The following is a 20,667-nucleotide window of genomic DNA, read 5'->3' on the forward strand; positions in this document are numbered from 1 at the left end:
CCCCCATGGAGATCACCCACTTGGGGTTGGGCATCTGGTCGTAGACCTGCCGCAGCACGGGGGGGCTTATGTTCTGCGCTTCGCGCAGAACGCCATAGCGGAATTCCGCTAAAGCGGAATTCGCTCCTGTTTGTTGAGGCTGTTTCAGCTTTTCCAATCCGCTTCGCGGATTGGAAAAGCGCTCCCCGCCGAGAATTCGGCGGGGAGCGCTTTTCCGTTTTTTCAATTCTTTTGGGGTCGACTGCTGGTGACGTGAAGTCAGTTGAGCAGTAGTTCTTCGACGGTGCTCATCCACCTGCCGATTACGATCTTGATTTGCTCCGGAGTGAGGGGCTGGGTGGTGCCCTCTGTGTCCATGCCGCCGGTGATGACGGCGGTGCCGTGGTAGACCTGCTCGGCCGGTCGGAAGGCCTCGACCAGCAGCGTGCTCATGAGGTTGTCGGGCTGGGTGGAGAGCCCCTCTTCGTCCACCCACATTGTGAGCCGGTCGGTGATCTCGACGCGCTGGACGAGCGTGCAGCCGATGGCGGTGTGCAGGGTGTCGAGGTATGAGGTGGGGCTGTCTGGCCATTCGATGGCGCTGAGGTGGCCGGTGGGGGTGAGGACGAGTGCGTATCGGTCCATGAGTGCTCCCTGTTGACGTGGTTTCCGGTTGTCGGTTGCCTGCCACCGGCTTCCGACATAGAAAACAGTATCTGGGTTTACTCATACAGTGAGGGTGCGACACGCGTTGTACGTGTGGGTTTTTTCTGGGGTGGTAGGCCGGTAGGCCATGGGGGGTGTGGGGGTGTGTTTGTGCTGGTCAGGGGCGTGTTTTGGGGGTGGCCTACTGGCCTACCGGGTGTAGGCCTGAGCAGGTTGGTGCGTTGCGGCAGGCCTCAGGGCGAGGCCGGAACGAGTCGTGCCCCAGCTGGCGGGGCCAGCCGGGGCACGACAAGGTCGTACGAGCGTGTCAGCTGTCGGGCGGCTCGTAGGCGATGGTGAAGGAGCGGCAAGCGGCGCCTTGGGTGTTGGTGTGATCGGCGTGGGGTTGGCTGCAGCGAGTGCAAATGGCGTCCGGCCGATGAGGGAATTCGCATTTGTTGTCCGGGCCGCAAATGGTGCAGGCTCCATCGCGCCGTACGTGGATTACGAATTCATTCTCGACGGCCAGGGGCTCGTCGAGGATATCGAGGAACAGGTGAGTCCATCCGAGGTCGGCAGCGCTGGAGTTGAGGACGATAGCGAGGGCGCCCGCGTACGAGAGCTTGTCGCCGGGTTTGACGTCGTGGGCACGGATGCTGATCTCGTTGGGGAAGTGGTCTTGGGGTTTATGGCTGCAGAGCATGCTTCCTCGCTTGGTGTGGTGGTGGCCGGCGGATCCGGACAGGCCGGGCTGCGCTGTTCCGCCTGGAAGGGCGCGGCCCGGCCTGCTGGACCTACTCGTTGCGGTGGTCGCGTTGGAAGGGGATACGTCCGCTGAGGGCGATCGCGTCGAGGGCGCCGAGGACTTCGCTGCGGGCTTCGGCCGTGAGGCCCTGGGCCTGGCCGTGGAGGTCTGTGGGGCCGCTGACCAGTACCATGCCGCGCTGCCGGTGCAAGGGCCTGCCGTAGTGCGCGCTGAGCCCTTGTGCGAGCGGGTTCGGTAGAGGGTCGCCGAAGAGGGCGCAGTGCAAGGTGATCTGCGGGGTTAGGGGGAGGGACAGTGCGGGGGCCAGTGATCGGAAGACGACGGCGATCCGGATGACCTCCTCGGCGGGTGCGGCGAATTCGCGGTAGTGGCCTTCGGGGCAGAGGGCGAGGAAGTGCATGTCGGGCATGTGAATTCCCTTTCGGTTCGTGGTTTCCGGTTGTCGGTTGCCTGCCACCGGCTTCCGACATGGAAAACAGTATCTGGGTTTACTCATACAGTGAGGGTGCGACACGCGTTGTACGTGTGGGTTTTTTCTGGGGTGGTAGGCCGGTAGGCCATGGGGGGTGTGGGGGTGTGTTTGTGCTGGTCAGGGGCGTGTTTTGGGGGTGGCCTACTGGCCTACCATGTGTAGGCCAGTAGGCGTGGCGGCTTCGCTGCCGGGCGGCGTCTGTGCAGTGGCGGGTGCAGAGGAACGCGTGAGCGGCCCGCAGCTGGCACGCGGCAGGGCGTCAGTTCCTGGGCAAGTGTCAGATACCCGCGCTCGAGGGGCAGGTGGCGGCCGCCAGGGCGGGGACGGCGGCGTGCTGGGGGAAGCAGCGCTGCGCCTCCCGGGCTGTGGATGCCTGGGAGGCGCAGGGGATAGGTGAGGAGAGGGCCGGAACGGGGTCGTCAGTGGTTGGGCGGGGCGACCTTCGGGGCGGTTCTCATGGCGTCCTCAATCCCGCTGATCGTGGCGGTCGCGGCCTCGCGGATTGCGGGGTCGGTATTGCTCTTGAGCTCCTCGAGCAGCACGACGACGGCCTGGAGAACGCCGGCGGGCACGGGGACGGTGCGGGCGGCGGCGAGGAGGGTGGAGACCTGCTCGGCCGCTGAGCGGGCTATGAGGGTGTTGACGCCGCCGCGTATGGGGGCGCTGACGCCGCTGCGGTCGGTGCCGTGGCCGAAAGGGCGTGAGTTCTGGGGCTGCTGGGTTGTCACTGCGTCAGTTTCCCGCATGGGATGGGCTCTGGGCTGCTGTGTTCGTTCGTGGTCTGCGGGCCCAAGTGCGCCGGTCTCGCAGCGCGCTGATGAGTGTGTCCGGGGCGGGGGTGATGCTGTGGGTGAGGTAGCCGATCCTGTTTCCGGTGGGGGGTGTGGCCTCTCCGCGTACGGTGCTGGGGCGCGCCGTGGCCGTTCGCCATCCGTAGCGCTCGTCCCAGACCAGGAGGCCGGTCGGTGCCCCGGTGGCCAGGGTGAGGATGGCAGCGCAGACGGCGCCGGGGCGTACCAGGATGCCGGGGAAGTCGGTGACGCCGAAGGCGTCGTCCAGGGCCTCGGCGACGGGCTCGACATAGTGTGCGGCGGCGGCTGCGCGTTGCTGGGCCTGTGCGGTGGCCAGGGCGGTGCGGGCGGTGCGCAGGGGGAAGCCGAGGCGCCTGCTGATCTCCTCGGGGGTGGGGTCGGGTTCGTCGGCGAGGAGGAGGTCGCGTACGCGGTCGGCGCGGGCGGAGACCAGCGCGCGCGTGGCGGTGTCGGGGTGGACGCCGAGCTCGTCGGCGACGGCCTCGGCTGTGACGGCGGGGTCGTGGTCCAGGAGGGCCGCGGTGCGGGGGTGGATGAGCTCGCGTGGGATCAGGTCGCCGGTGCGCGGGGGGCGGCCGCCGCCGCTGCCTGGCCCTGGCCGGGCGGCGTCCCAGGCCAGGACGATGTGGCGTGGCCAGTGCTCGATGCCGCCGATGACCTGGACGTGGCTGGTCAGGAGGGGGTCGCGCTTGTAGCTGTCCCAGGATGTGGGCGAGACCGGGCGCTTGAGGATTGTGGGGGCCTCGGTGCGGTCGAGCAGGTCGTCGTCCTGGTCGCTGTCCGGCAGGGGCGGGACGGGGGCGTTGGCGCGGTAGGCCTCGACCTGCTCGGCATCGTAGATCTGCTTGGTGGTGGCGCCTGCTGAGCCGTTGATCGGGAGGGGGTGGCCGGGGCGCTTGTGTAGCTTTTTGGTCAGGTACCTCCCTTTTGAGATTCCTTCGAGCTTGGCGAGGTCGTCCAGCGTGCGCACGAGGTGCCGCCGTCCGGCGCGGATCATGAGGACAGGGGTCCTTCCGGTCAGGGCTGTCCGTCGGGCAGGACGGTGGCCTCGTCCGTCCGCGGATGCTGGATACGGCCGTCGTCCATCTGGACGGTGAGGTAGCGGTGTTCTTTGCCGGTCTCGGGGTCCACATCGGGGGTGTGGAGCTCGATGACGGTTCCTTGGTCGCCGGGGTGAGCAGTGACGCCGAGGGATTCGATCTCGGCCGTGAGCTGCACGCGTTGTCCGCGCATCGTGTCCTCCGGGTGAGGGATGGGCTGTTCCGGTCGGGGCTGTCACTGGCCCACAGGAGGTAAAACAGTATCCGCTTCTGGTGTCACCAGGAAGGGTGGCGCGCGATGGAGGGGCGCTGGTGCCGGGAGGAAGGCGCGAGATGTCGTGTACGGGACGGGCGTCGGCCCTTTACCCTCGGCCGGGGCCGCTCGACCCGCAGCGGCCTGAGACCTGTCCGTGAACGGAGATGGAATTCCCTTGACCGCCGCAGAACCCGGGAACAGCAAGAGCAGTGAGGCGGGCGCCGCCCTCGCATCGCTGAACGGCATGGCGTTCATCGCACTGATCGGCTGCGCCAGCGCAGTGCTGTCGGCCTTCATATTCATGGGCTCGATGACCTACACCCTTGCCCACTACCGGTCGTGGGACGGCATGGTGGCCTTCGTGGTCTCCCTCATTTTCGCCGTGCTCGCCCTGCTGTCGGCCATACCGCTGCTCATCGCCGAGAACAACGTGACCCTGGCGCTGCTCCCCCGCGTGATCATGTGGGGCACGGCAGCCGTCCTCACCGGCCTTCAGCTCACGGCGGCGACCCTCGGGGACGCTCACATCTCCCTGTCGGCCATCATCGGAGTTACCACGGTCCTGGCCGTACCGTGCTTCGGCGAACTGGCGGCCCACGGCATCGCCGAGTCCTGAGCCGAGGCCGCAGCCCCGGTGTGCCGGGGCTGCGGCCTCAAGGGCGGGCATGGGCAGCTACCAGCGGCGAAGAGCCCTGGTCAGCTCCTTGTGCCACGCGGTCCGGCGCGCCGCGTATTCGGCAAGCTCCGGCCCGAGCGCGACGACCTGGTCGGTGACCTCGTAGGTGACGCGGTAGAGCATCACCTGGGTGGCCAGGTCCATCCACTCCTGCGTCTTGTCCGCCGGGGGCACTGGGCCGAGGACGGTGACGAACCACATGGGCAGCAGGGCCCGGCGACTGACCGCCTCGGCCAGACGGCCGCGCAGCAGCCACTCCAGTTTCTTCTGCGCCTTGTCTCCCTGGTCGATCAGCGATGTCTTCGCCTGCCGGAGCACGTCGTCCTGGGCGAGGGCGGCCTGTGCGGTCTTGGCCGGGCCGGCCAGGTGCCGGGCCCGCTGTTCATGGCTCTCCGCGAGGCTGCGGGAGGTGCCGAAGTCCATGACGGCCTGCTTGAACTCGGGTGCCCCGTGCGGTGTGCTGGCCAGGATCCCGGCGGCTTCGATCACCTTGCTGCGGTGCTCGTCGCGCTCTTCGAGGGCGCCTTCGTAGTGGAGGACCTGGCGGCGGTGGGCGTCGCGCTGGTGGTCGCTGAGCAGGCCGGAGCGTACGTGCCAGCCGTGGGTGGCGGTCCTGGCGAGCTTCTTCCACTCGGGGTCGATGGTGTCGAGGTCGGCCTGGGGAGCGCCCTGGGCGGCGAGGAGGTGGGCTTCGAGGGCCTGGACGCGGCCGGTCAGCCGTTTGAGGGCTTGCTCGGTGTCGTGGATGTGGCCGCGTACGTCGTCGTCCAGCTCGGAGAGGTCGCTGCGGACGCTGCTGACGTCGTCCTCGACGCTGCCGATTTCGCTGCGGATGCGGCGCAGCTCGTCGTCGAGGTCGTCGACGTCGCCGAGTTTGGAGCGCAGGGAGAAGAGTTCGTTCTCCACCGAGCCGGTCCGGCTCTCCAGGCGGGTGACCTGGTAGCTGTAGTCGTCGCTCACCGCCGCGCCCCCTTCTCGGCCGTGTCCTGGGTGTCCATGGAGGCGCCGGCGGCGACCATCCAGCCCAGGGCGACGGCGATCAGGAACCACCGGCTGAGCACGCTCAGGCTGATGAGCGCGACCAGGGCCCCGGTCACGTGCAGGGCGATGGCCCCGGCGCGGCGGTCGCGGTGCCGGTCCGCGTCGATCGTCTGGAAGCAGCCGGCCACCGTGCCCCCGAAGTGCGGAAGCAGCAGGGCCAGCCACCACCAGGAGCGGTCGAGGACGAAGACGAGCGCGATCAGCGCCGCGCCGAGGACCGCCTGCCCGCGCCAGGCCCACGCCACGATGCGTTCGCTGCGCCTGCGCTCCGGCTCGGCCAGCCGCTCGGGGATGGTCTTCTCGAACTCCACCAGGTCGCCGGTGGCGTACACCAGCAGGGCGTACTCCGCTGCGAACTGGTCGTCGTCGGCGGAGTGCTTGAGCACCTCGGCCCGGCGGGCCTCGACCTTCCGCTGGATCTGCGCGAACTGTTCTTCTATCTCCTGCTCGGTGCTGCCCACCGAATCACCCCCACCCGCGATACGGCGCGACGCCGATCGGACACTTCCCACCGACGGCCGTCGTCGACCGTCAAACTGATCGACCGTACCCACAGCCGTCCGGGATCCGTCGGGCAATCACGCGCAGTGGCCGAATCCATGCCGATCGACTGCCCACCTCGGCTGTCACGCCCGCGTGGCCGCGGCCCGTTCGACGTGTCGGACGACACGAGAGTGTCAGTGGTAGGCGGCACCAGTCGTGTCAGCAGCTGCGCGGCACGAGGCGGACCATGCTCTCCCTAGCGGAGTTGATCTCACCGCGCCGGGTGTTCGTGATGAAGCCGAGGCGTCGGTAGAACGCGTGCAGCCGCTCCGGGTCCCCACCGAAATTCCCGCTTGGGCTGAGTGTCACTGGTACACCACGTAGGTCGGCCGCGGCGGTGATGTGCTCCATGACGCGAGTCCCGAGCCCTTTCTCCCGCTCGCTCTCCGGAAGGAGGATCCAGAACAGCACGAGATACGGACCGGGATCGATTCCGAGTTCAAGGCGCACGCCGGGATAGCTGGTCCGTATCTCTTCGGCCAGGGCATCGGCCCATGACATCGGTGCTTGGTCCATGAACGCTCTTTTCAATTCGACTGGGGGCGATGGGTGGTGTCATGGGCTTGCCGTACTCGTGCGGCCCGCACACATCTACCGGCTAGATAACCCAGGCACCAAGGGCGACGTCCATGGACGGTCTCCGCCGCACCGGGCGCCCGCAGCCGGGGAGGGGCTGCCCAGCCGCTACGCTGGAGGCGAATCCTGCTCCCTTTCGGGATGGGTTTCCGGTTGGCCGGCACCCCTGCCACCCGCTTCGGCGGATCGGGTGCCGGCCCCTTCTCGTCCCCGGCCGTTACCCGAAGGTCTGGCCGTGGCCCGCGCCGAATTCTCGGATGCGCATGGACCGGATCTCGCGGAAGTGCCAGCCGGTGCCCACGGCGTAGTGGCTGCCGAAGGCGTCGGAGAGCTTGTCGATGGCTTCCTTGTCGCGGCCCTTGAGGAACTCCTGGGTCGGCGCCTGCATGATGTTGCCGCGGAAGTTCAGGTCGATCTCGCGCCAGCGCACGTCCTGACGCCGGCCGGTGTCGACCGCGACCTGTGCGGAGATCGACAGGTGCGCGCCGCTGGTGGACATACGGGCGGCGCGGCGCGTGCTCATGGCCTGCTGGCGCGCCCGGGGCGACGTCATGACGGCCTTGTGGAGCGTTTGCTGGTTGCCCTGGGGCTTGCGGGCGGCGAGGTACTTGTCGGTGGCGGCGGTGGTCAGCTTGGCCATGTGCTTGGCCTGGCGCTTTCCGACCTCGGCGCCCCGCCGCTCCTTGCGCAGCCACTCCTTGACGGTGCGCGGCCGGACCCCGGCCGCGCGCGCGGCCTCCTCCACCCCGCCCATGGTCTCGATGGCCATGGCCATGGTGGTGGGTATCGCGCGCTCTTCCTCGCGAACCCAGCGGCGGACGGTGCCGGGCGACACGCCTGCCGCCCGGGCGGCTTCCGTGCTGCCGCCGAGGAGTTCGACGCGCTCGCGGACGGTGCGGGGGAGCTTGCCGATCCACGCGGCCCACAGGACCTCGGCCTGATCCTTGATGGCCATCAGGCGACCTTCCAGTCTTCAGGCGCGGTGAACGCGTCGTGGGCGGGGAACCAGCGGCCGGGCCGCAGGTGGGCGAAGATCTCGTCCGCGAGGGCCGCGCCCTCGGGCTTGAAGTTGCCCAGCGCGGATTCCATCTTCAGCCCCGGTACGGCGGTGGCGAAGTCGGGGTCGTCGACCACGTAGAAGAGACAGTCGGTCTTGACCGCGATCGGCCACAGCCCGCTCAGCTCGCCCACGCGCGCGATGGCCCGGGTCAAATTCGCCTGCTGCGCCGCCATGACGGCCTGCTGGACGTACGGGTGGAAGGTGTCCGCGTCGGGGATGCCTCGGCGCGGATCGCCGCGCAAGTGGTCGCTGTTGAACAGGCCGATGGCGTTGGTGTAGCAGTCCTTGAGCGTGGCGGCCACGGTGGCGTCGGTGCCGGGCGCCAGCTGCTTGCGGGCGGCCGAGAGCTGCTTGTACCAGGGCTCCAGCAGCCGGTAGTGGTCCGGCCACACCCACGCCTCGGCGATCTCCAGGTCCGCCATGAGGTCCTTTTGCGCGTAGGCGAGGGTCGGCGTCGCGTACCAGCGCATGCCGCCGTCCTCGGGGCGCGGCCCGAAGGGGTCGGCCGTGCCCCAGTGTTCGAAGGCGGGCGGTCGAGCCAGCCACAGGCCCGGCACCTTCGGGTCGAACTCGACGGCTTCGGTGCGGTGCTCGCACTCGCCGCGGCCGACGGCCAGGGAGCCGCACACCGACAGGTACGAGGCCCGCGCGTCGTAGGAGAGCACGTAGCGCCGCTTGAGCTCCTCGGCGGTGGGCTGGCGGTCCCAGACCTGCGCCACGTACCGGTTGCGGTGCTCCATCAGCACCGTCGGCATCTCGGCGCGGGCCAGCGGGTCGGCCCGGCGGCCGTTCTTGGGGCGGGTGGCGCGCAGCAGCTCGTGGCCAGTGGTCGCGGCGCTGCGCCGGTAGGTGATGCCGATGGTGTCGGCCAACTGCTGGACGCGCTGGGCGAGCAGCGCGGGAGCGGGGTCGTCCTCCAGGAACCGGTCGCCGTGCAGCACGGCGTGCGGGACGAGCACGAGCTGCGCGGACAGGTTCCGTCCGCCGCCTTCGCGCTCGCGCCAGATGCGCGTGGGGGAGCCCCAGCTCTTGACGTTCCAGCCCTCGGCGCGGGCGCGGGCCAGGAAGGGGTGGTCGGCCTGCTCGGCGAGGAAGGCGCGGCGCTCCGAGGGCGGCCCGTCCTCGGGGATGGGCAGGTCGAGGGCGTGGCACAGGGCGGTGGTCAGGTAGATCTGGCCGTCGTCCGGGCGCCACCGGGCCGAGGGGCCCGTGCCACGGGCTCCTCCGCCGTGGCCGAGGTCCAGCTCGTCGGTGAGAGCGGCGAGACGGCCGGCGTGCAGCTCGTCCAGGGGCGGAAGGGGCACGGTGGTGCCGTCGGGCAGGTAGACGCCGTCCACGTCGGCCACGGCCACCGCAGCACGCCATGGACGCCGCTCAGGGGCCACCTGGGCGTCCTCCTCCGGGTCCTGGGGCTCGGGAGTCTGGTCCTCCTCGTAGTACGGCGTCAGGGCCTCGACGGACTCTGTGGCGGACTGCGGTGCCGGGGCTTCGGCCTCGTGCTGCTTCTGCTGCGCCGCCGGAGGCGTCGCGGGTACAGACCCGGCTGCGGCAGGCGTCTCATCGAGGGGCAGCTGCGGCTGCTCCTCCCCTGCCGCCCCCACCGGCTGGGCGGGCAGGGTCGGCTTCGCGGTCGCGACCGGGGCCTTGGTGGCCGGGGCGGGCGTGGAGGTGTTGGTGTCGGGTACGGGCGGTGCGGGGGGCCAGTCGAAGAGCGCGTCGGGCTGCGGGGCGGGCGGAGCGGGCGGCCGCGCGGCTCCGTTGCCGCCGTCCGGGCCTTCGCCGTCCTCGTGGTCGGTGACGGCCGAGGCGGGCATGTCCCACACCCGGCGGCGGCCGCCGGGCATCGGGCGGCGTGCCTTGACCCACCGTCCATTCTTCGTCGACTCGTGCTCGACCTCGATGACCTTGGCCTGGCGCAGCGCCTCGGTCAGGACGTTCGAGGTGACGGTGAAGGACTCCTGCAGCTCGGCGGCGACGCGCAGGGCGATGCGGGTGGCCTGCTGGTGGTCCAGCCACAGCCGTTCAGTCAGCAGCCCGTCCTCACCGCGGACCGTGGTGACCACGCCGATCTGCGTGCCTCCCGCCCGGAGCACGGGTGTGCCGGAGGGAACGGCGCCTTCGGCGGAGTTGTCGGTAGTCATCCAGCCGTAGCGCAGGGCGGTGGCGTGGTCGGAGGGGCATTTGCCGTCCGGGCCCACCAGGTGGGCCATCTTTCCGTTGAAGGCGGTGGCCAGATAGCCGAGCAGGCGTCGGTGCATGGTCTGGTTCTCCAGCAGGAGTCGCTCGCGGTCGGCCGCGACCAGCAGGGCGGACCAGGCGGTCTCCCACCAGGCCGAGGTCTCCTGCACGGTCGCGGCACCGGACTCGGTCAGGAAGCGCAGCATCATGTGCCAGCCGGTCGCGAACTGACCCAGGTGCTCGGCGGGGCGGTCGCCGCAGTAGGCGCGCAGGTGTGAGGCGTAGGTGTCGGCCAGGCGGCGGACCTGTCGGTGGAGGTTCTCGTAGTCGGTGGCGATCCACCGGATGTAGGAGGAGATCAGCAGCGCGCACGCCCGGGCGGTCTCGGGCCCGGACAGCCGGGCCAGGGCGTCGATGTCGATCTCGGCGCGCGCCATCTGGATGGTGAACATCCGCTCCTGGGCGGACTGGGTGCTCGCCAGGACCTCGGCGGTCTGGATGAAGCTGCCGCGCGGGCCGCGCTGCTCGTCGAGCTCCAGCTCGCCGTCCACCGACTTCAACCTGAGCCGGCCCTCGCCGTTGTACTGGGTGCGGCCCAGGCGGGAGGTGCGCACGGCGGCGTCCCGGACGGAGCGGTCGGGGGCGCTGTCGTCGCCCATGACCAGGGCGTCGCGCATGCGGTAGAGCACTTCGGTGGCGCCCAGCTGGGTCGAGCCGGTGTCGCTGATGGACAGCAGCGACTCGGTACGGTCCAGATCGGGCGCGAAGTGGTGCAGGACCACGGTGCCCACGCCGGTCTTGCCGGAGCCGGGAAGGCCGGTCAGGCACACCGAGGACGGGCAGCGGCCGAAGGGAGCCCGGTAGGCCAGGCCGAGCATCGCCACGAGGGCGTACTCGGGCAGGTGACCGGGCAGCGACAGGGAGGCGAGAGCCGCCTCGCGCAACGTTGCCGGGTCGGCGGCCGGTTCGGGCAGCGCCATCAGGGCCAGCCGGCCCGGGAAGCGGGTGTGCAGGGGCACGAACCCGTCCGCGGTGATGCCGCCGCCGGCGTGCACGTACATCCAGCGGTCGTCGTCCAGCCGCCGCCAGCCGGTCGCGGCGTAGACCGGGACGCGGACCGCGTCCTCGCTCAGGGAGCGGATGGCGCTGCAGATCTGGGCGATGGCGGTGCGGTTGCCGCGGTAGTAGACGTTGGGCCAGGGCAGGTCGTGCAGCCACCGGCCGTCCTCGAAGTCCTTACGCGCCACCCGCATGAGCACGGGCTGGTCGAGGTGCTTGGGGTGGGTCAGCTCCAGGACGTAGCCGGTGGTGGGGGTCTCCGGCAGGACGTCGTCGTGGTCGGCTTGGGTCGTCGTGCGGTTGGGCTGGTCCTTGGCGCTGGTGCCCAGGTCCCGGTTCTCCACCCGTACGATCCGGGCCACGCAGCCGAGGATCACATCGAAGCTGGTGTCGTAGAGCAGCTGGTGGTCGTCATCGGTGCCGATGACCTTCCGGGAGACCTTGACGATCTCCCCATGCCGTACGGCGTACTCGTCGCGCCGGTTGGGCCGCCCGTCATCCCCGGGGATCGGCTCGCCCGGGCCCGGGGGCGCGGGGACCTCGGAGGCCTGGGCGGTGGGGTGGGTGAGCACCTGGGCGTCGTCCAGGCCGGGAACGGCCACGAGGTCGTCGACGCCGAGGTCGGCGGCGACGTGGTCGTCCATGTCCGCGCCCTTGGCCTCCAGAGGGGTCTGGAGCACGGTCACCGTCAGCACCTCGGCCAGCAGCGCGTCCCGGGCCTCGCGGGCGGACTTGTAGCCGGGCTCGTCCCGGTCGGCGAGGATCACCACGTGCTGGCCCGCGAGCACCGGCGTGTGGTCGGGGTTCCACTTGCTGGAGGCGCTGCCGGGCTTCGTCGTGGCGAGCAGGCCCAGCGTCTCGCACGCCTTGACGACCTTCTCGCCTTCGCCCAGGTAGACCGTGGAGCCCCTTGGCGCGGCGAGCAGCGCGGGCAGGCGGTAGAGCGGGGCGTTCTCCGGCATCTTCCGCTCGACGCCCGCGCCGTCGGCGGCTGGGCGCTCCCAGGAGATCCGCTTGCCCGGCTTGCCGCCGTCCTTCTGGCAGACCGGGCAGCCGGTGCACTCGCGGCGGATCTTCTCCCCCACGATCACCGCGTCCGCGTCCACGTAGGGGTAGCGCTCGGTCTCGGTGAACCGGCCCTCGCAGGACGGCTTCGTGTCCTTCTTCTGGGTGACCTTCGCCCCGGCCTTGCGCTTGACGCTGGTGCCCCGGGCGCGGGGAATCGACCGCTGGGTTTTCTTCTCCTCCGGCATCGGGTCGTCGTACAGGTCGGACAGCTTCAGGCCGACCGCGGCCACGACGTCCTCGGTGTGGCACCCGGCGTGGCACCAGACGACGGTCTTGCGGTCCGCGCTCTTGTAGTCGACGGACAGCGACGGCTGGGAGTCGTCGTGCGCCGGGCACTGCATCTGTGCTTTGTGCTGCCGGACGTATGCGATCCGTGATCCAGTCGCCTCTGCGGCTGAAACAAATCGGTCGAAAGACGCCGCGCTCTCGGCGGAGGGGGCGAGCATTGGTACCCTTCGAAACTGTTGGGCGGACAGCAACGCACTCAGGGGCCGTTGGTAGCGGCCTTTTGCGTCACACGTTGGAAGCGTGCCGACAGCTGGGAACAGCTGTGCGGAGGGGTGTTGCGGTCAGCTTGCGCGGGGTCTCCGGGTGGTGCCGGGGGCCCCGCGACGTTTTTAGGGGCTCATGCGGCCGACAGCTTTCCGGACAGGCGGGCCCTGCGGGTCTCGCGACGGATCGCTCGCATGTCCCGGACCTTCTTGGCCGTGCGATCGGCCAGGTCCTGGTCCTGCTCGTGCAGCTCGATGAGCGCTCGCATGTAGTCCGCCATCGAACCGCCAGCCTCATCTATCGCCGTGGTCATGGCCTCGAACTGTTCGACGGTCAGATCCAGCGTGACCCGGTGAGGAAAGCCAGGGCGCTTACTCATGAACCCCTCCCTTCATGCGTACAGACATTTCCAGACCCTACCGTGATCTTCGGTGGAACTGGAACTCCCCATACGCGAGTCTCTGAGTTTCCTGACACTCTGCCACCGCCCGCTCCAGCAGCACCGCCGGGACCCTGGAAGCCCCGACATCTGGACGCCGTGCCGATGCCGAGCAGCAGGCGTTGCTCCAGGTGCCGAACGCTTCCTGGAGGTCTCGTGGTCTCGCCGATCCGCCGCCGCACCGCCATGACGGTCCTGAGCTGCGCCGCATTCGCCGCCCTCATCCTGGCCCTGAACGGCCCGTACGCGACCGGTGATGCCGACCGTGGGGTCGAGGGCTGCTTCTCCTGGGCAACGGTTCCGGGCTTCTTCTACACCAACCTGAACTACAGGAATCAATGCAAATCGTCACATCACCTGCGCATCGTCTGGTCCAGCAGCGGGGAGGTAGACGAGGAGATCTTCGTGCGCGGCCACACCAGCGGGTCGGTATGGAGCGCGCTCAGCGCCGGCATCTCATTTGTGGAAGACGAAGGCACCTCCCCATGAGTGCATCCGGCCACCGGCAACCCAACTAGTGTTTGGCTATTCGACCATCGAATACAGCCGCCTACGACGATGGCGCGCCCAGCGCCCGACAGGAGAGCAGGGCCCAGGGTCCCGCTGCCACGCGTAGTCGGCGGCCAGTGCGAGGGGGTACAGCGGTGACACGAACTGCGCAGGTGGTGCAGGTACTCCTCGCTGAAGACGGACGAGCCTGGGTCGCTGGCACAGAGGTGGCCGAGCAAGGCACGGCACTGGACACCGCCCGAGCCGCGGCGCTCCTGCACCTCACGCGCCTGGCCGCCCATCAAGCACGCACAGTCCACGTCGAAGCCACCGACCCCGACGGCAAGGTATGGCGGCTCCTGGTGCACCCCTCCGGCACCATCGAAGAGGCCACGAAGGGCGTCTTCGACACCGACCCCGAAGGGGAGCGCCCCCCCGCCGCTTTCCGCGAGCGCGTGACGGCCATCGTCACCGACATCGAAGCCGGCCGCGAACACATTGCGATGGGAGCAGCAGGCCAGCTCGAAGCCGACATCGTTGCCGCGTACGGAGAGCGCCACCCGTACAGCTGGCGCGCCGTCGAGCTCCGAGCGCACGCTACGTTCGTCGCGGGCCTGCCCGGAGCCGCGTGCGAGCTCTACCTGAAAGCCGCTCAGGGATGGGCCGGGCTGCACAGCTCCGCCTACTGGGGCGCCGCCCAGCGCGCCTACGCCTGCTGGCACCGGATAGGAGCGCCTGACCAGGCCGTCTGGGTCGGACAGGAGCTCATCGAGGTGCTGCGCACCGGGGGAGAGTCGGCTCAAAGCGCCTTGCGCACGGTCTTGGGCCGTATGGACGCCCTGCAGGGTGGACTCGTGTCCTGACGGGGCGGGGACGACCTCGCGGTCGAGTTCAGCCATGTGAGGACGTTTATGAGAGGGGTCGGATCATGACGGTGAAGACGGGGGAGTCGGGGAAGGGCTGGCTGGTGCCGACGGGTTTGTAGCCCCAGTCCTCGTAGAGGGCGCGGACCTTGGGGTGGGTGCTGTCGACGAGGAGGGTGGCGCGTTCTTCGGGGCGGGTGTGGAGGAGTTCGTCGTGGAGGCGGGCGGCGGTGCCGGTCTTGCGCCACTGGGGGCGGACCATCACCTCAGAAACGGCGAAGGTGCGAGTGCCGGTCTCACGGGTGAAGGTGGGGTCCAGGCCAGCGACCTTCGTCCACCACGGGGTGCCGGGGGTGAGGGGGGCGCCGTAGGCGAAGCCGACGGCCTGGTCGCCGTCGTACCCGACGATGCAGTCCCAGCCGGACCGCTGAGACCAGCCGTCGACGAACTGGGCGAACCGCTCACGGCTGTCGAAGCCGTCGCGGTTCTCCGATTCCGCGTAGCACTGGTCATGGACGTCCAGGAGCACCTCGCGGAGCTCGGTGGCGTGGGTGTGGTCGTAGCGGCGCAGGATCACGGTCAACGCTCGATGTCCTTTTCTCAGACGGTGGCGGTGCGGGTGTGGTCGGCCCAGGTCCGGGCGGCGTCCGATCCGCGTGCGGCGGTGGTGAGAGTTGTAGTGAGGATGGTGAGGAGCTGGGCCGTGCGTCCGGTGGCGGCGGTGGGCATGTCGGCGACCTTGAGCGCGGTGTCGACGGCCGCGTCGGCGTCGCCCTGGGCGAGCTGCTCGAGGGCGATGTAGGCGCTGTAGAGGGCGCGGTTGCGGTGCTGGTCGGGGCGGAGTGCGGCCAGGCACTTGTAGAGGCGGGCTTCGGCTTCCTGGTGGTTGCCGGCCTGGGCGAGGGTGACGCCAGCCAGCCCGTCGAGTTCGCCTTCGGTATAGAAGGCAAGCCAGTCGGGGCGGGGGAGGTCTTGGGCTTTGGCGAGGGCGGTCTCGGCGTAGCCGGCGCTGCGGCGGGCGGCCTGGTGGTCGCCGAGTCGGGCATGGGCGAGTGCAGTGCGGGCGTGAGCCAGGGAGGCGAGCAGGTGGTCGCGGCGGGCGACGCCGGTAGCCCGGCTGGCCTGTGCGGCGGCGAGGGCATGGGCGTGCTCGCCGCGCTGGGTGGAGAGCATGCTCATGAAGTGCCAGATGCGGAACTGCGCGGTGGAGTCCTGGGCGAGGCCGGCGAGGGTCATCGCGCGCTCCAGGTGGCGGGCAGCGCGGTCGGGAGCGCAGGCGTCGATGCTGCACCAGGCGGCGAGGCCGACATAGTCGGCGGCCACGGCGTACAGGCGGCGGCGGATGCGGTCGGTGGCGGGCTTTTGCTGGAGTTCCAGAGCCTTCTGGGCTCCGGCGAGTGAGGCGGCCTCGATGGCCTGCTGGCCGCCGCGCTGGTCATCGAGCACGGTCAGCTGGGCGATCTGGCCCTTCAGCCGTAGGACGTCGCTGCTGCCTACGGCAGGGCGGGGGGCGATCAGAGGGACGGCGGCCGCCGCGACGGCGCCGGTGGAAGCGGTGAAGAACGTACGGCGCAGCACGGCATCCTCCCCCGAGTGTGCGGACGGGTGGACGAACCCCAGGTCGGCGGCAGGGCGGCCGCTGATTTGGGTGAGGGCCATGCGCTGGACGGCCCGGGGCCACCGGATCTCCCCGGAGCGCCACTTGCGGACGGTCCCCTCGGTGAGCCTGCCCACCCGTCCGGTCACCGCACCAATCTGCGCGTTCAGTGCCTTGGCCAGACCGGCGGCGCTCAGCCCCTGCTCGGACATCCACTCGACCAGCAGCTCATTGCGCATCCGCTCGGTACTCACGGCGCCTCACGGTAGACCCGGGCACCTCCCCAGACGGGTAAAGGGAGCGTCAAGCCGATAGGGGCCGTGCGGGCAGAAAGCCGGTCTCCGATAGGGGCGCGACCCGCCCGTGAGCGGTTGCCTGTCTGTGCACCCCTTCGCATGGCGGGCCGCCGGTGACGGTCAATCCCCCGGCGGTCGGCCACGCCCTCATGATGTGGAGCCGAACCCATGATCGTCTTCCCCGGCACTGCCAGGTCCTACCCGTACTTGAACGCCGCGCAGGCCTCCCAGCCGCCCTCGGAGCCCGACCAGCCCGACCAGACGCCCGCGTCCGACGACGGCCAGGACTACGGAGACATCGCGCTGTCGCTCCCGCTGCCGGACTCCGGGCCCGGGGAGGTCCGATGACCACGCCGCCCGCCGCCGCTACCCGGGCCCCGGTGTTCGTCTCGCAGGTCGTCACCCGCCGGCGGGACGTGACCTACGACGCTCGGGCGGAGCAGGCCGCAGTCCCGGTCACCGTCTGTTTCCGCGACGGCACCCGCGCCGAGAGCCTCCTGGTCCTGGACCCCGACGCGATGGCGTCTCTGCTCACCCAGCTCGAGCGGGCCACCGACCAGCGCAAGAAGACGCGGAGCGCGTAGGTCGCTTCACCGACTCCCCTGCCCGTGGTCACGGGCAGGGCGAAACCCGAGGACGGACAGCGGATGTCCGTCCTGTGACCAGATGGAGGTTCAGTTCCCATGGCCGACACCAGCACCAGCACCGCCGTCTCCGGCGGACTGCTGCGCTCGAAGAAGCTGATCGCCACCGCCCGGCGGCAGGACACCATCCCGGGCGACGGCGGCGGCACCGGCAAGTCCGACGGCAACGACTAGGAGTCCCCGCCGCGATGACTCCTTTGCGCATCGCGGAGCGCCTGGGCGAGGACTTCCTCGCCCAGGCGTTACACCGCGACTACCACCACCAGCCCGGCGCCGTCGACGCCTCCGGGCTGCTGAGCTGGGACGACCTCAACCACATCCTGGCCACTCATCGTCTCCAGCCGCCCCGGCTGCGCCTGACGCGCGGAGGCGAGACCCTGCCGGCCCTGGCCATCAGCGCACCGGAGGTCACCCGGCGCCACGTCGTATGGGACCGGCTCCACCCCGCGGCCTTCCACGCCCGGCTCGCCGACGGGGCATCCATAGCCCTGGACTCCGCGGACGAACTCCACCGCCCGCTCGGCGAGGCCGCCGAAGAACTGGAGCGGGTCTTCCGCACCCGATGGCAGGCCAACGTGTACGCCTCATGGACGGCCACCGAGGGCTTCGGCTGCCACTGGGACACCCATGACGTCGTCGTGGTCCAGATCGACGGCGCCAAGCGGTGGCGGATCTACGGCCCGACCCGGCCGTACCCGCTGCACCGCGACACCGCCGCGCCCGAGCCGCCGACTGGCGAGCCGGTCGCCGACCTCGTGCTCCGCCCCGGGGATCTCCTCTATGTGCCGCGCGGCTGGTGGCACAGCGTCAGCGCCGACCAGGGCGTGCGCAGCCTCCACGTCACCTTCGGTGCCCAGCCCCACACCTCCACCGACCTGCTGCATTTCGTGTGCGACCAGCTGGTCGCACACGAGGCTTTCCGTGCCGATCTGCCCCTGCTGGGGCCGCCCGAGGAGCAGGCGGCGGTCGTGGCCGGGATCGGCATGCTGGTCGCCGAGCAGCTGGCCGACCCTGGCCTGATCGCCCGGTACCGCGCTCACCAGGACGGGCAGGCCCTGGGCCGGATGTCCCCAAGCCTCCCCTATCTGGACGGCGTCCCGGCCGATCCCCGGCTGCGGGTGCGGATGACGACTGCCCGCGCCGTGCTCACCCTCGACGACGACACCGCCCACCTGGCGGCGGCCAGCCATGTCTACGAGTTCGCTCCGGCCGCCGGCCCCGCCCTGCAGATGCTTGTCGGGGGCGGCGAGCACACCCTCGGAGAGCTCGCGGCCGCGGCGGGCGTGGGCGTGAACGACATCGCCGGCCTGGTCCAGGAGCTGGTTGAGGGCCAGGCCGTCGCCGTCACCGGGACCAGCCGGTGACCGCTGTCCTGGGCCTGGGGACCCATCGGGTGCGCGCCGTCGACCAGGCGGCGCGCACCGCCCTGGCGGGCGGCGCGGTGTGGGTGGACACCGCGCCGAACTACGCCGGTGGCAGGGCCCACGGCCTGCTCGCGCCCGTCCTCGCCGACCACCCGGGCGTGCACGTGGCGACGAAGACGGGATTCGTCATCCCGGCGCAGCGGCAAGCGGCGGTGAGGGAAGGGGTGCTCAGCTCGCGGCAGGCCGCCGCCGGGCACAGTCTCGATCCGGGCTTCGTGCGGTGGCAGACGCACAAGTCGCTGGCCGACCTGGGGCGCGCCGATGTGGTCTTCGTCCATAACCCCGAGCGGGCGGGCCGGGGCCGGGCGGCCATCCATGCCCGTATCCGGGACGCGTTCGCTGTGCTGGAGGAGGTCGCCGACGCCGGGCGGATCGACGGGTACGGGGTGGCGACCTGGTCGGGGTTCGACGCGGGGATGTTCACGGTGGGAGAGTTGGTCGGGCTCGCCCGGCAGGCCGCCGGCGGAGCGGATCACCATCTGATCGCGCTGCAGCAGCCGGTCAGTCTCGTCAGGGACACTCCGATCCGTCATGCCCTGGCCGGGCTCGGCTCGCTCGTCGAGGCCGACGCCGCGGGCCTGACGACGTTCGGCTCCGCGCCGCTGCACGGCGGCGAGCTGCCCGCCCTCGTGACACCGGACCTGGCCGACCTCATCCACCCCGGCCTCTCACCGGCCGCGGCCTGCCTCCTGGCCGCCGCGTCAACGCCCCGCCTCGACGTCGTCCTGCTCTCGGCCAGCACACCCGCCCACTGGGCCCAGGCCCAGGCAGCTCTCGACCTACCGTTGGAGGGCCACCGACTCAGGAAGATCACCGATGTACTCGCCTCCTGACCCCGCGACCACCGCCCGCATGCGCGCCCACCACGACCACGCTGCCGCCGCCCTGGACATCGCCCTGGGCGGCGGCGAGTTCTGGGGATGGGCCGGGCGCACCCTCGGCCGGGCCGGCGCCCTCACCGGTGGCCGCCGGGTGTGGCTGCGCCTGACCACCGCCCCTGAAGCGAAGGCGTCGGGCAAGCTCTGGGAAGGCAACGCCACGGCGGAGATGGCGTTCGGGGCTCTCGGCGGGCACCGGCCCAGGCTCCTGGCCCTCCACGACACCAACGCGGACGGCACCGTCTACCGGGCCGAACTGAGCGAACACATCGACGCGCCGGTTATCTCCCCCGACCCCATCCCGCGCACCACCGTCGACCCCCTCCCGGGATGGTGGACCGACCTGCGCGGCGCTCTGGACACCGTGGCAGGCGTGGCCACCACGCGGATCGCGGTTCGCGAGGAGTATCTCCACCGGGCCCTGCCCCAATTCCTCGGCGTCCGCGCACCGGACACCATCACCTGGACCACGGCCCACGGTGACCTGCACTGGGCCAACCTCACCGCCCCCGCCCTGCGAATCCTCGACTGGGAAGGCTGGGGCCGCGCCCCCTACGGCTACGACCAGGCCACCCTCTACGCCTACAGCCTCCACCAGCCCGACCTCGCCACCCGCGTCCGCACCGCCTTTCCCGAACTCGGCACACCCACTGCCTGGGCGGGCGAGGCAACGATCGCCGCCGAGCTCCTCCAGACGGTTGCCCGTGGCGACAACGCAGAGCTGGCCGAGCACCTGCACGCATGGGTCGAGCAGCTGCACGCCTGCGCCCGGGCCTCGGCATAGGCGATCTCTCGGTTCCCGGCCCAGGAACGAGCCCGACCACTTGAACCAGCGACGCCCAGCGTTCTGGGATCAGGGCTGCCTCACTGCGGTGGCTTTCACAGAGGAACTGATGTCCTGGGTGGAAGTTCACACGGACGAGGGTGTCAGCGTGGATGACCTCTTGGGGGAGTGGGGATCATCAGCTGCACGGACTGGAGCGGGAGGGCCTGTTGGATTTTGGCGCACTGCAAGAGCGGGCGATTCAGATTCATGATCTCTATGACCGGCTGAACCGGCGCGAGCGTGGCCGGGTCTGGCGGCGAGATGAGTTCATGCTGGGTTTTGTGGGGGATGTTGGTGATCTCGCCAAGCTCGTCATGGCCGAGGAGGGAGCGCGGGACGTGGCGGGCGGTCATGCGGCGCTCGAGCACGAGCTCGCCGACTGTCTGTGGTCGGTGCTGATCCTGGCGTACCGCTACGACGTCGATCTGTGCGGGGCCTTCCTTCGGACCATGTCGGACCTCGATACGGCGATCAGTGCCCAGCTCGCGCCGTCCGGTGCGCCGCCCCAGACAGGAGCGTCGTCTGACCGGGCGGACATGGGTTGATGG

24 protein-coding genes and 1 pseudogene are annotated in these 20,667 nt (G+C 70.2%); 10 read left to right on the forward strand and 15 right to left on the reverse strand.

Annotated features, from left to right (window positions below):
* From AB0E98_RS31305 to AB0E98_RS31335, 7 genes and pseudogenes are all read right to left on the reverse strand, one after another.
* Positions 1 to 295: pseudogene (locus AB0E98_RS31305) on the reverse strand (hypothetical protein); the annotation flags it as partial.
* Positions 259 to 624, reverse strand: coding sequence for a DUF3846 domain-containing protein (locus tag AB0E98_RS31310; protein WP_361709246.1), 366 nt, complete (start codon positions 622 to 624; stop codon positions 259 to 261). The gene AB0E98_RS31310 and the pseudogene AB0E98_RS31305, both read right to left, overlap by 37 nt.
* A 328-nt stretch (positions 625 to 952) precedes the next feature.
* Entirely contained in the window at positions 953 to 1,327 is a 375-nt protein-coding gene (locus AB0E98_RS31315; protein WP_361709248.1) for a hypothetical protein, read from the reverse strand.
* A gap of 91 nt (positions 1,328 to 1,418) precedes the next feature.
* The gene (locus AB0E98_RS31320) at positions 1,419 to 1,799 is read right to left on the reverse strand and encodes a hypothetical protein (RefSeq protein ID WP_361709250.1); all 381 of its coding nucleotides are present in this window, start codon (positions 1,797 to 1,799) and stop codon (positions 1,419 to 1,421) included.
* 482 nt (positions 1,800 to 2,281) lie between these two features.
* Entirely contained in the window at positions 2,282 to 2,590 is a 309-nt protein-coding gene (locus tag AB0E98_RS31325; protein ID WP_361709253.1) for a hypothetical protein, read from the reverse strand.
* 4 nt (positions 2,591 to 2,594) lie between these two features.
* Positions 2,595 to 3,671, reverse strand: a complete 1,077-nt coding sequence (locus tag AB0E98_RS31330) for a hypothetical protein (RefSeq protein WP_361709254.1) — start codon at positions 3,669 to 3,671, stop codon at positions 2,595 to 2,597.
* 20 nt (positions 3,672 to 3,691) lie between these two features.
* Positions 3,692 to 3,907, reverse strand: coding sequence for a hypothetical protein (locus AB0E98_RS31335; RefSeq protein WP_361709257.1), 216 nt, complete (start codon positions 3,905 to 3,907; stop codon positions 3,692 to 3,694).
* A 238-nt stretch (positions 3,908 to 4,145) separates the two neighbouring features.
* On the opposite strand from AB0E98_RS31335, the gene AB0E98_RS31340 reads away from it, so the two are divergent.
* Positions 4,146 to 4,586, forward strand: coding sequence for a hypothetical protein (locus AB0E98_RS31340; RefSeq protein WP_361709258.1), 441 nt, complete (start codon positions 4,146 to 4,148; stop codon positions 4,584 to 4,586).
* Positions 4,587 to 4,643: 57 nt separating this feature from the next.
* Here AB0E98_RS31340 and AB0E98_RS31345 read toward each other — a convergent pair whose 3' ends face one another.
* The 6 genes from AB0E98_RS31345 to AB0E98_RS31370 form a co-directional block, all read right to left on the reverse strand.
* A complete protein-coding gene (locus tag AB0E98_RS31345) occupies positions 4,644 to 5,606 on the reverse strand; it encodes a hypothetical protein (RefSeq protein ID WP_361709261.1) in 963 nt (320 codons plus the stop codon).
* Positions 5,603 to 6,148, reverse strand: a complete 546-nt coding sequence (locus AB0E98_RS31350; protein ID WP_361709264.1) for a hypothetical protein — start codon at positions 6,146 to 6,148, stop codon at positions 5,603 to 5,605. Before AB0E98_RS31350 ends, AB0E98_RS31345 begins: the two co-directional genes overlap by 4 nt.
* Positions 6,149 to 6,389: 241 nt before the next feature.
* Complete coding sequence (locus AB0E98_RS31355) at positions 6,390 to 6,746, reverse strand: GNAT family N-acetyltransferase (protein WP_361709267.1); 357 nt, start codon at positions 6,744 to 6,746, stop codon at positions 6,390 to 6,392.
* Between the two features lie 277 nt (positions 6,747 to 7,023).
* Positions 7,024 to 7,761, reverse strand: coding sequence for a hypothetical protein (locus AB0E98_RS31360; protein ID WP_361709268.1), 738 nt, complete (start codon positions 7,759 to 7,761; stop codon positions 7,024 to 7,026).
* Entirely contained in the window at positions 7,761 to 12,512 is a 4,752-nt protein-coding gene (locus AB0E98_RS31365; protein ID WP_361709271.1) for a hypothetical protein, read from the reverse strand. Before AB0E98_RS31365 ends, AB0E98_RS31360 begins: the two co-directional genes overlap by 1 nt.
* Positions 12,513 to 12,796: 284 nt before the next feature.
* Positions 12,797 to 13,042, reverse strand: coding sequence for a hypothetical protein (locus AB0E98_RS31370; protein ID WP_361709274.1), 246 nt, complete (start codon positions 13,040 to 13,042; stop codon positions 12,797 to 12,799).
* Between the two features lie 216 nt (positions 13,043 to 13,258).
* On the opposite strand from AB0E98_RS31370, the gene AB0E98_RS31375 reads away from it, so the two are divergent.
* Together AB0E98_RS31375 and AB0E98_RS31380 are read left to right on the forward strand one after the other, a co-directional pair.
* Complete coding sequence (locus tag AB0E98_RS31375; RefSeq protein ID WP_361709275.1) at positions 13,259 to 13,591, forward strand: hypothetical protein; 333 nt, start codon at positions 13,259 to 13,261, stop codon at positions 13,589 to 13,591.
* A 173-nt stretch (positions 13,592 to 13,764) separates the two neighbouring features.
* The gene (locus AB0E98_RS31380) at positions 13,765 to 14,454 is read left to right on the forward strand and encodes a hypothetical protein (protein WP_361709277.1); all 690 of its coding nucleotides are present in this window, start codon (positions 13,765 to 13,767) and stop codon (positions 14,452 to 14,454) included.
* Positions 14,455 to 14,500: 46 nt separating this feature from the next.
* Here AB0E98_RS31380 and AB0E98_RS31385 read toward each other — a convergent pair whose 3' ends face one another.
* Positions 14,501 to 15,031 carry a GNAT family N-acetyltransferase gene (locus AB0E98_RS31385; RefSeq protein ID WP_361709438.1) on the reverse strand — a complete coding sequence of 177 codons (531 nt, stop codon included), beginning with the start codon at positions 15,029 to 15,031 and terminating at the stop codon, positions 14,501 to 14,503.
* Positions 15,032 to 15,054: 23 nt separating this feature from the next.
* Entirely contained in the window at positions 15,055 to 16,305 is a 1,251-nt protein-coding gene (locus AB0E98_RS31390; protein WP_361709279.1) for an XRE family transcriptional regulator, read from the reverse strand.
* 210 nt (positions 16,306 to 16,515) lie between these two features.
* On the opposite strand from AB0E98_RS31390, the gene AB0E98_RS31395 reads away from it, so the two are divergent.
* The 7 genes from AB0E98_RS31395 (at position 16,516) to AB0E98_RS31425 (ending at position 20,664) form a co-directional block, all read left to right on the forward strand.
* Positions 16,516 to 16,695, forward strand: coding sequence for a hypothetical protein (locus tag AB0E98_RS31395; protein WP_361709281.1), 180 nt, complete (start codon positions 16,516 to 16,518; stop codon positions 16,693 to 16,695).
* Complete coding sequence (locus tag AB0E98_RS31400; protein ID WP_361709283.1) at positions 16,692 to 16,931, forward strand: hypothetical protein; 240 nt, start codon at positions 16,692 to 16,694, stop codon at positions 16,929 to 16,931. The genes AB0E98_RS31395 and AB0E98_RS31400 overlap by 4 nt, the downstream gene beginning before the upstream one ends.
* A gap of 99 nt (positions 16,932 to 17,030) precedes the next feature.
* On the forward strand, positions 17,031 to 17,165 hold the full coding sequence (locus tag AB0E98_RS31405) for a hypothetical protein (protein WP_361709286.1): 135 nt from the start codon (positions 17,031 to 17,033) through the stop codon (positions 17,163 to 17,165).
* A 14-nt stretch (positions 17,166 to 17,179) separates the two neighbouring features.
* The gene (locus AB0E98_RS31410) at positions 17,180 to 18,355 is read left to right on the forward strand and encodes a cupin domain-containing protein (RefSeq protein ID WP_361709289.1); all 1,176 of its coding nucleotides are present in this window, start codon (positions 17,180 to 17,182) and stop codon (positions 18,353 to 18,355) included.
* On the forward strand, positions 18,352 to 19,248 hold the full coding sequence (locus AB0E98_RS31415; RefSeq protein ID WP_361709292.1) for an aldo/keto reductase: 897 nt from the start codon (positions 18,352 to 18,354) through the stop codon (positions 19,246 to 19,248). Before AB0E98_RS31410 ends, AB0E98_RS31415 begins: the two co-directional genes overlap by 4 nt.
* On the forward strand, positions 19,232 to 20,077 hold the full coding sequence (locus AB0E98_RS31420) for a hypothetical protein (RefSeq protein WP_361709294.1): 846 nt from the start codon (positions 19,232 to 19,234) through the stop codon (positions 20,075 to 20,077). Before AB0E98_RS31415 ends, AB0E98_RS31420 begins: the two co-directional genes overlap by 17 nt.
* A 152-nt stretch (positions 20,078 to 20,229) precedes the next feature.
* Complete coding sequence (locus AB0E98_RS31425) at positions 20,230 to 20,664, forward strand: nucleotide pyrophosphohydrolase (protein ID WP_361709297.1); 435 nt, start codon at positions 20,230 to 20,232, stop codon at positions 20,662 to 20,664.
* The last annotated feature ends 3 nt before the right edge of the window (positions 20,665 to 20,667 follow it).

It is taken from the genome of Streptomyces sp. NPDC037389 (genome assembly GCF_040636475.1).
Lineage (GTDB): Bacteria > Actinomycetota > Actinomycetes > Streptomycetales > Streptomycetaceae > Streptomyces > Streptomyces hesseae.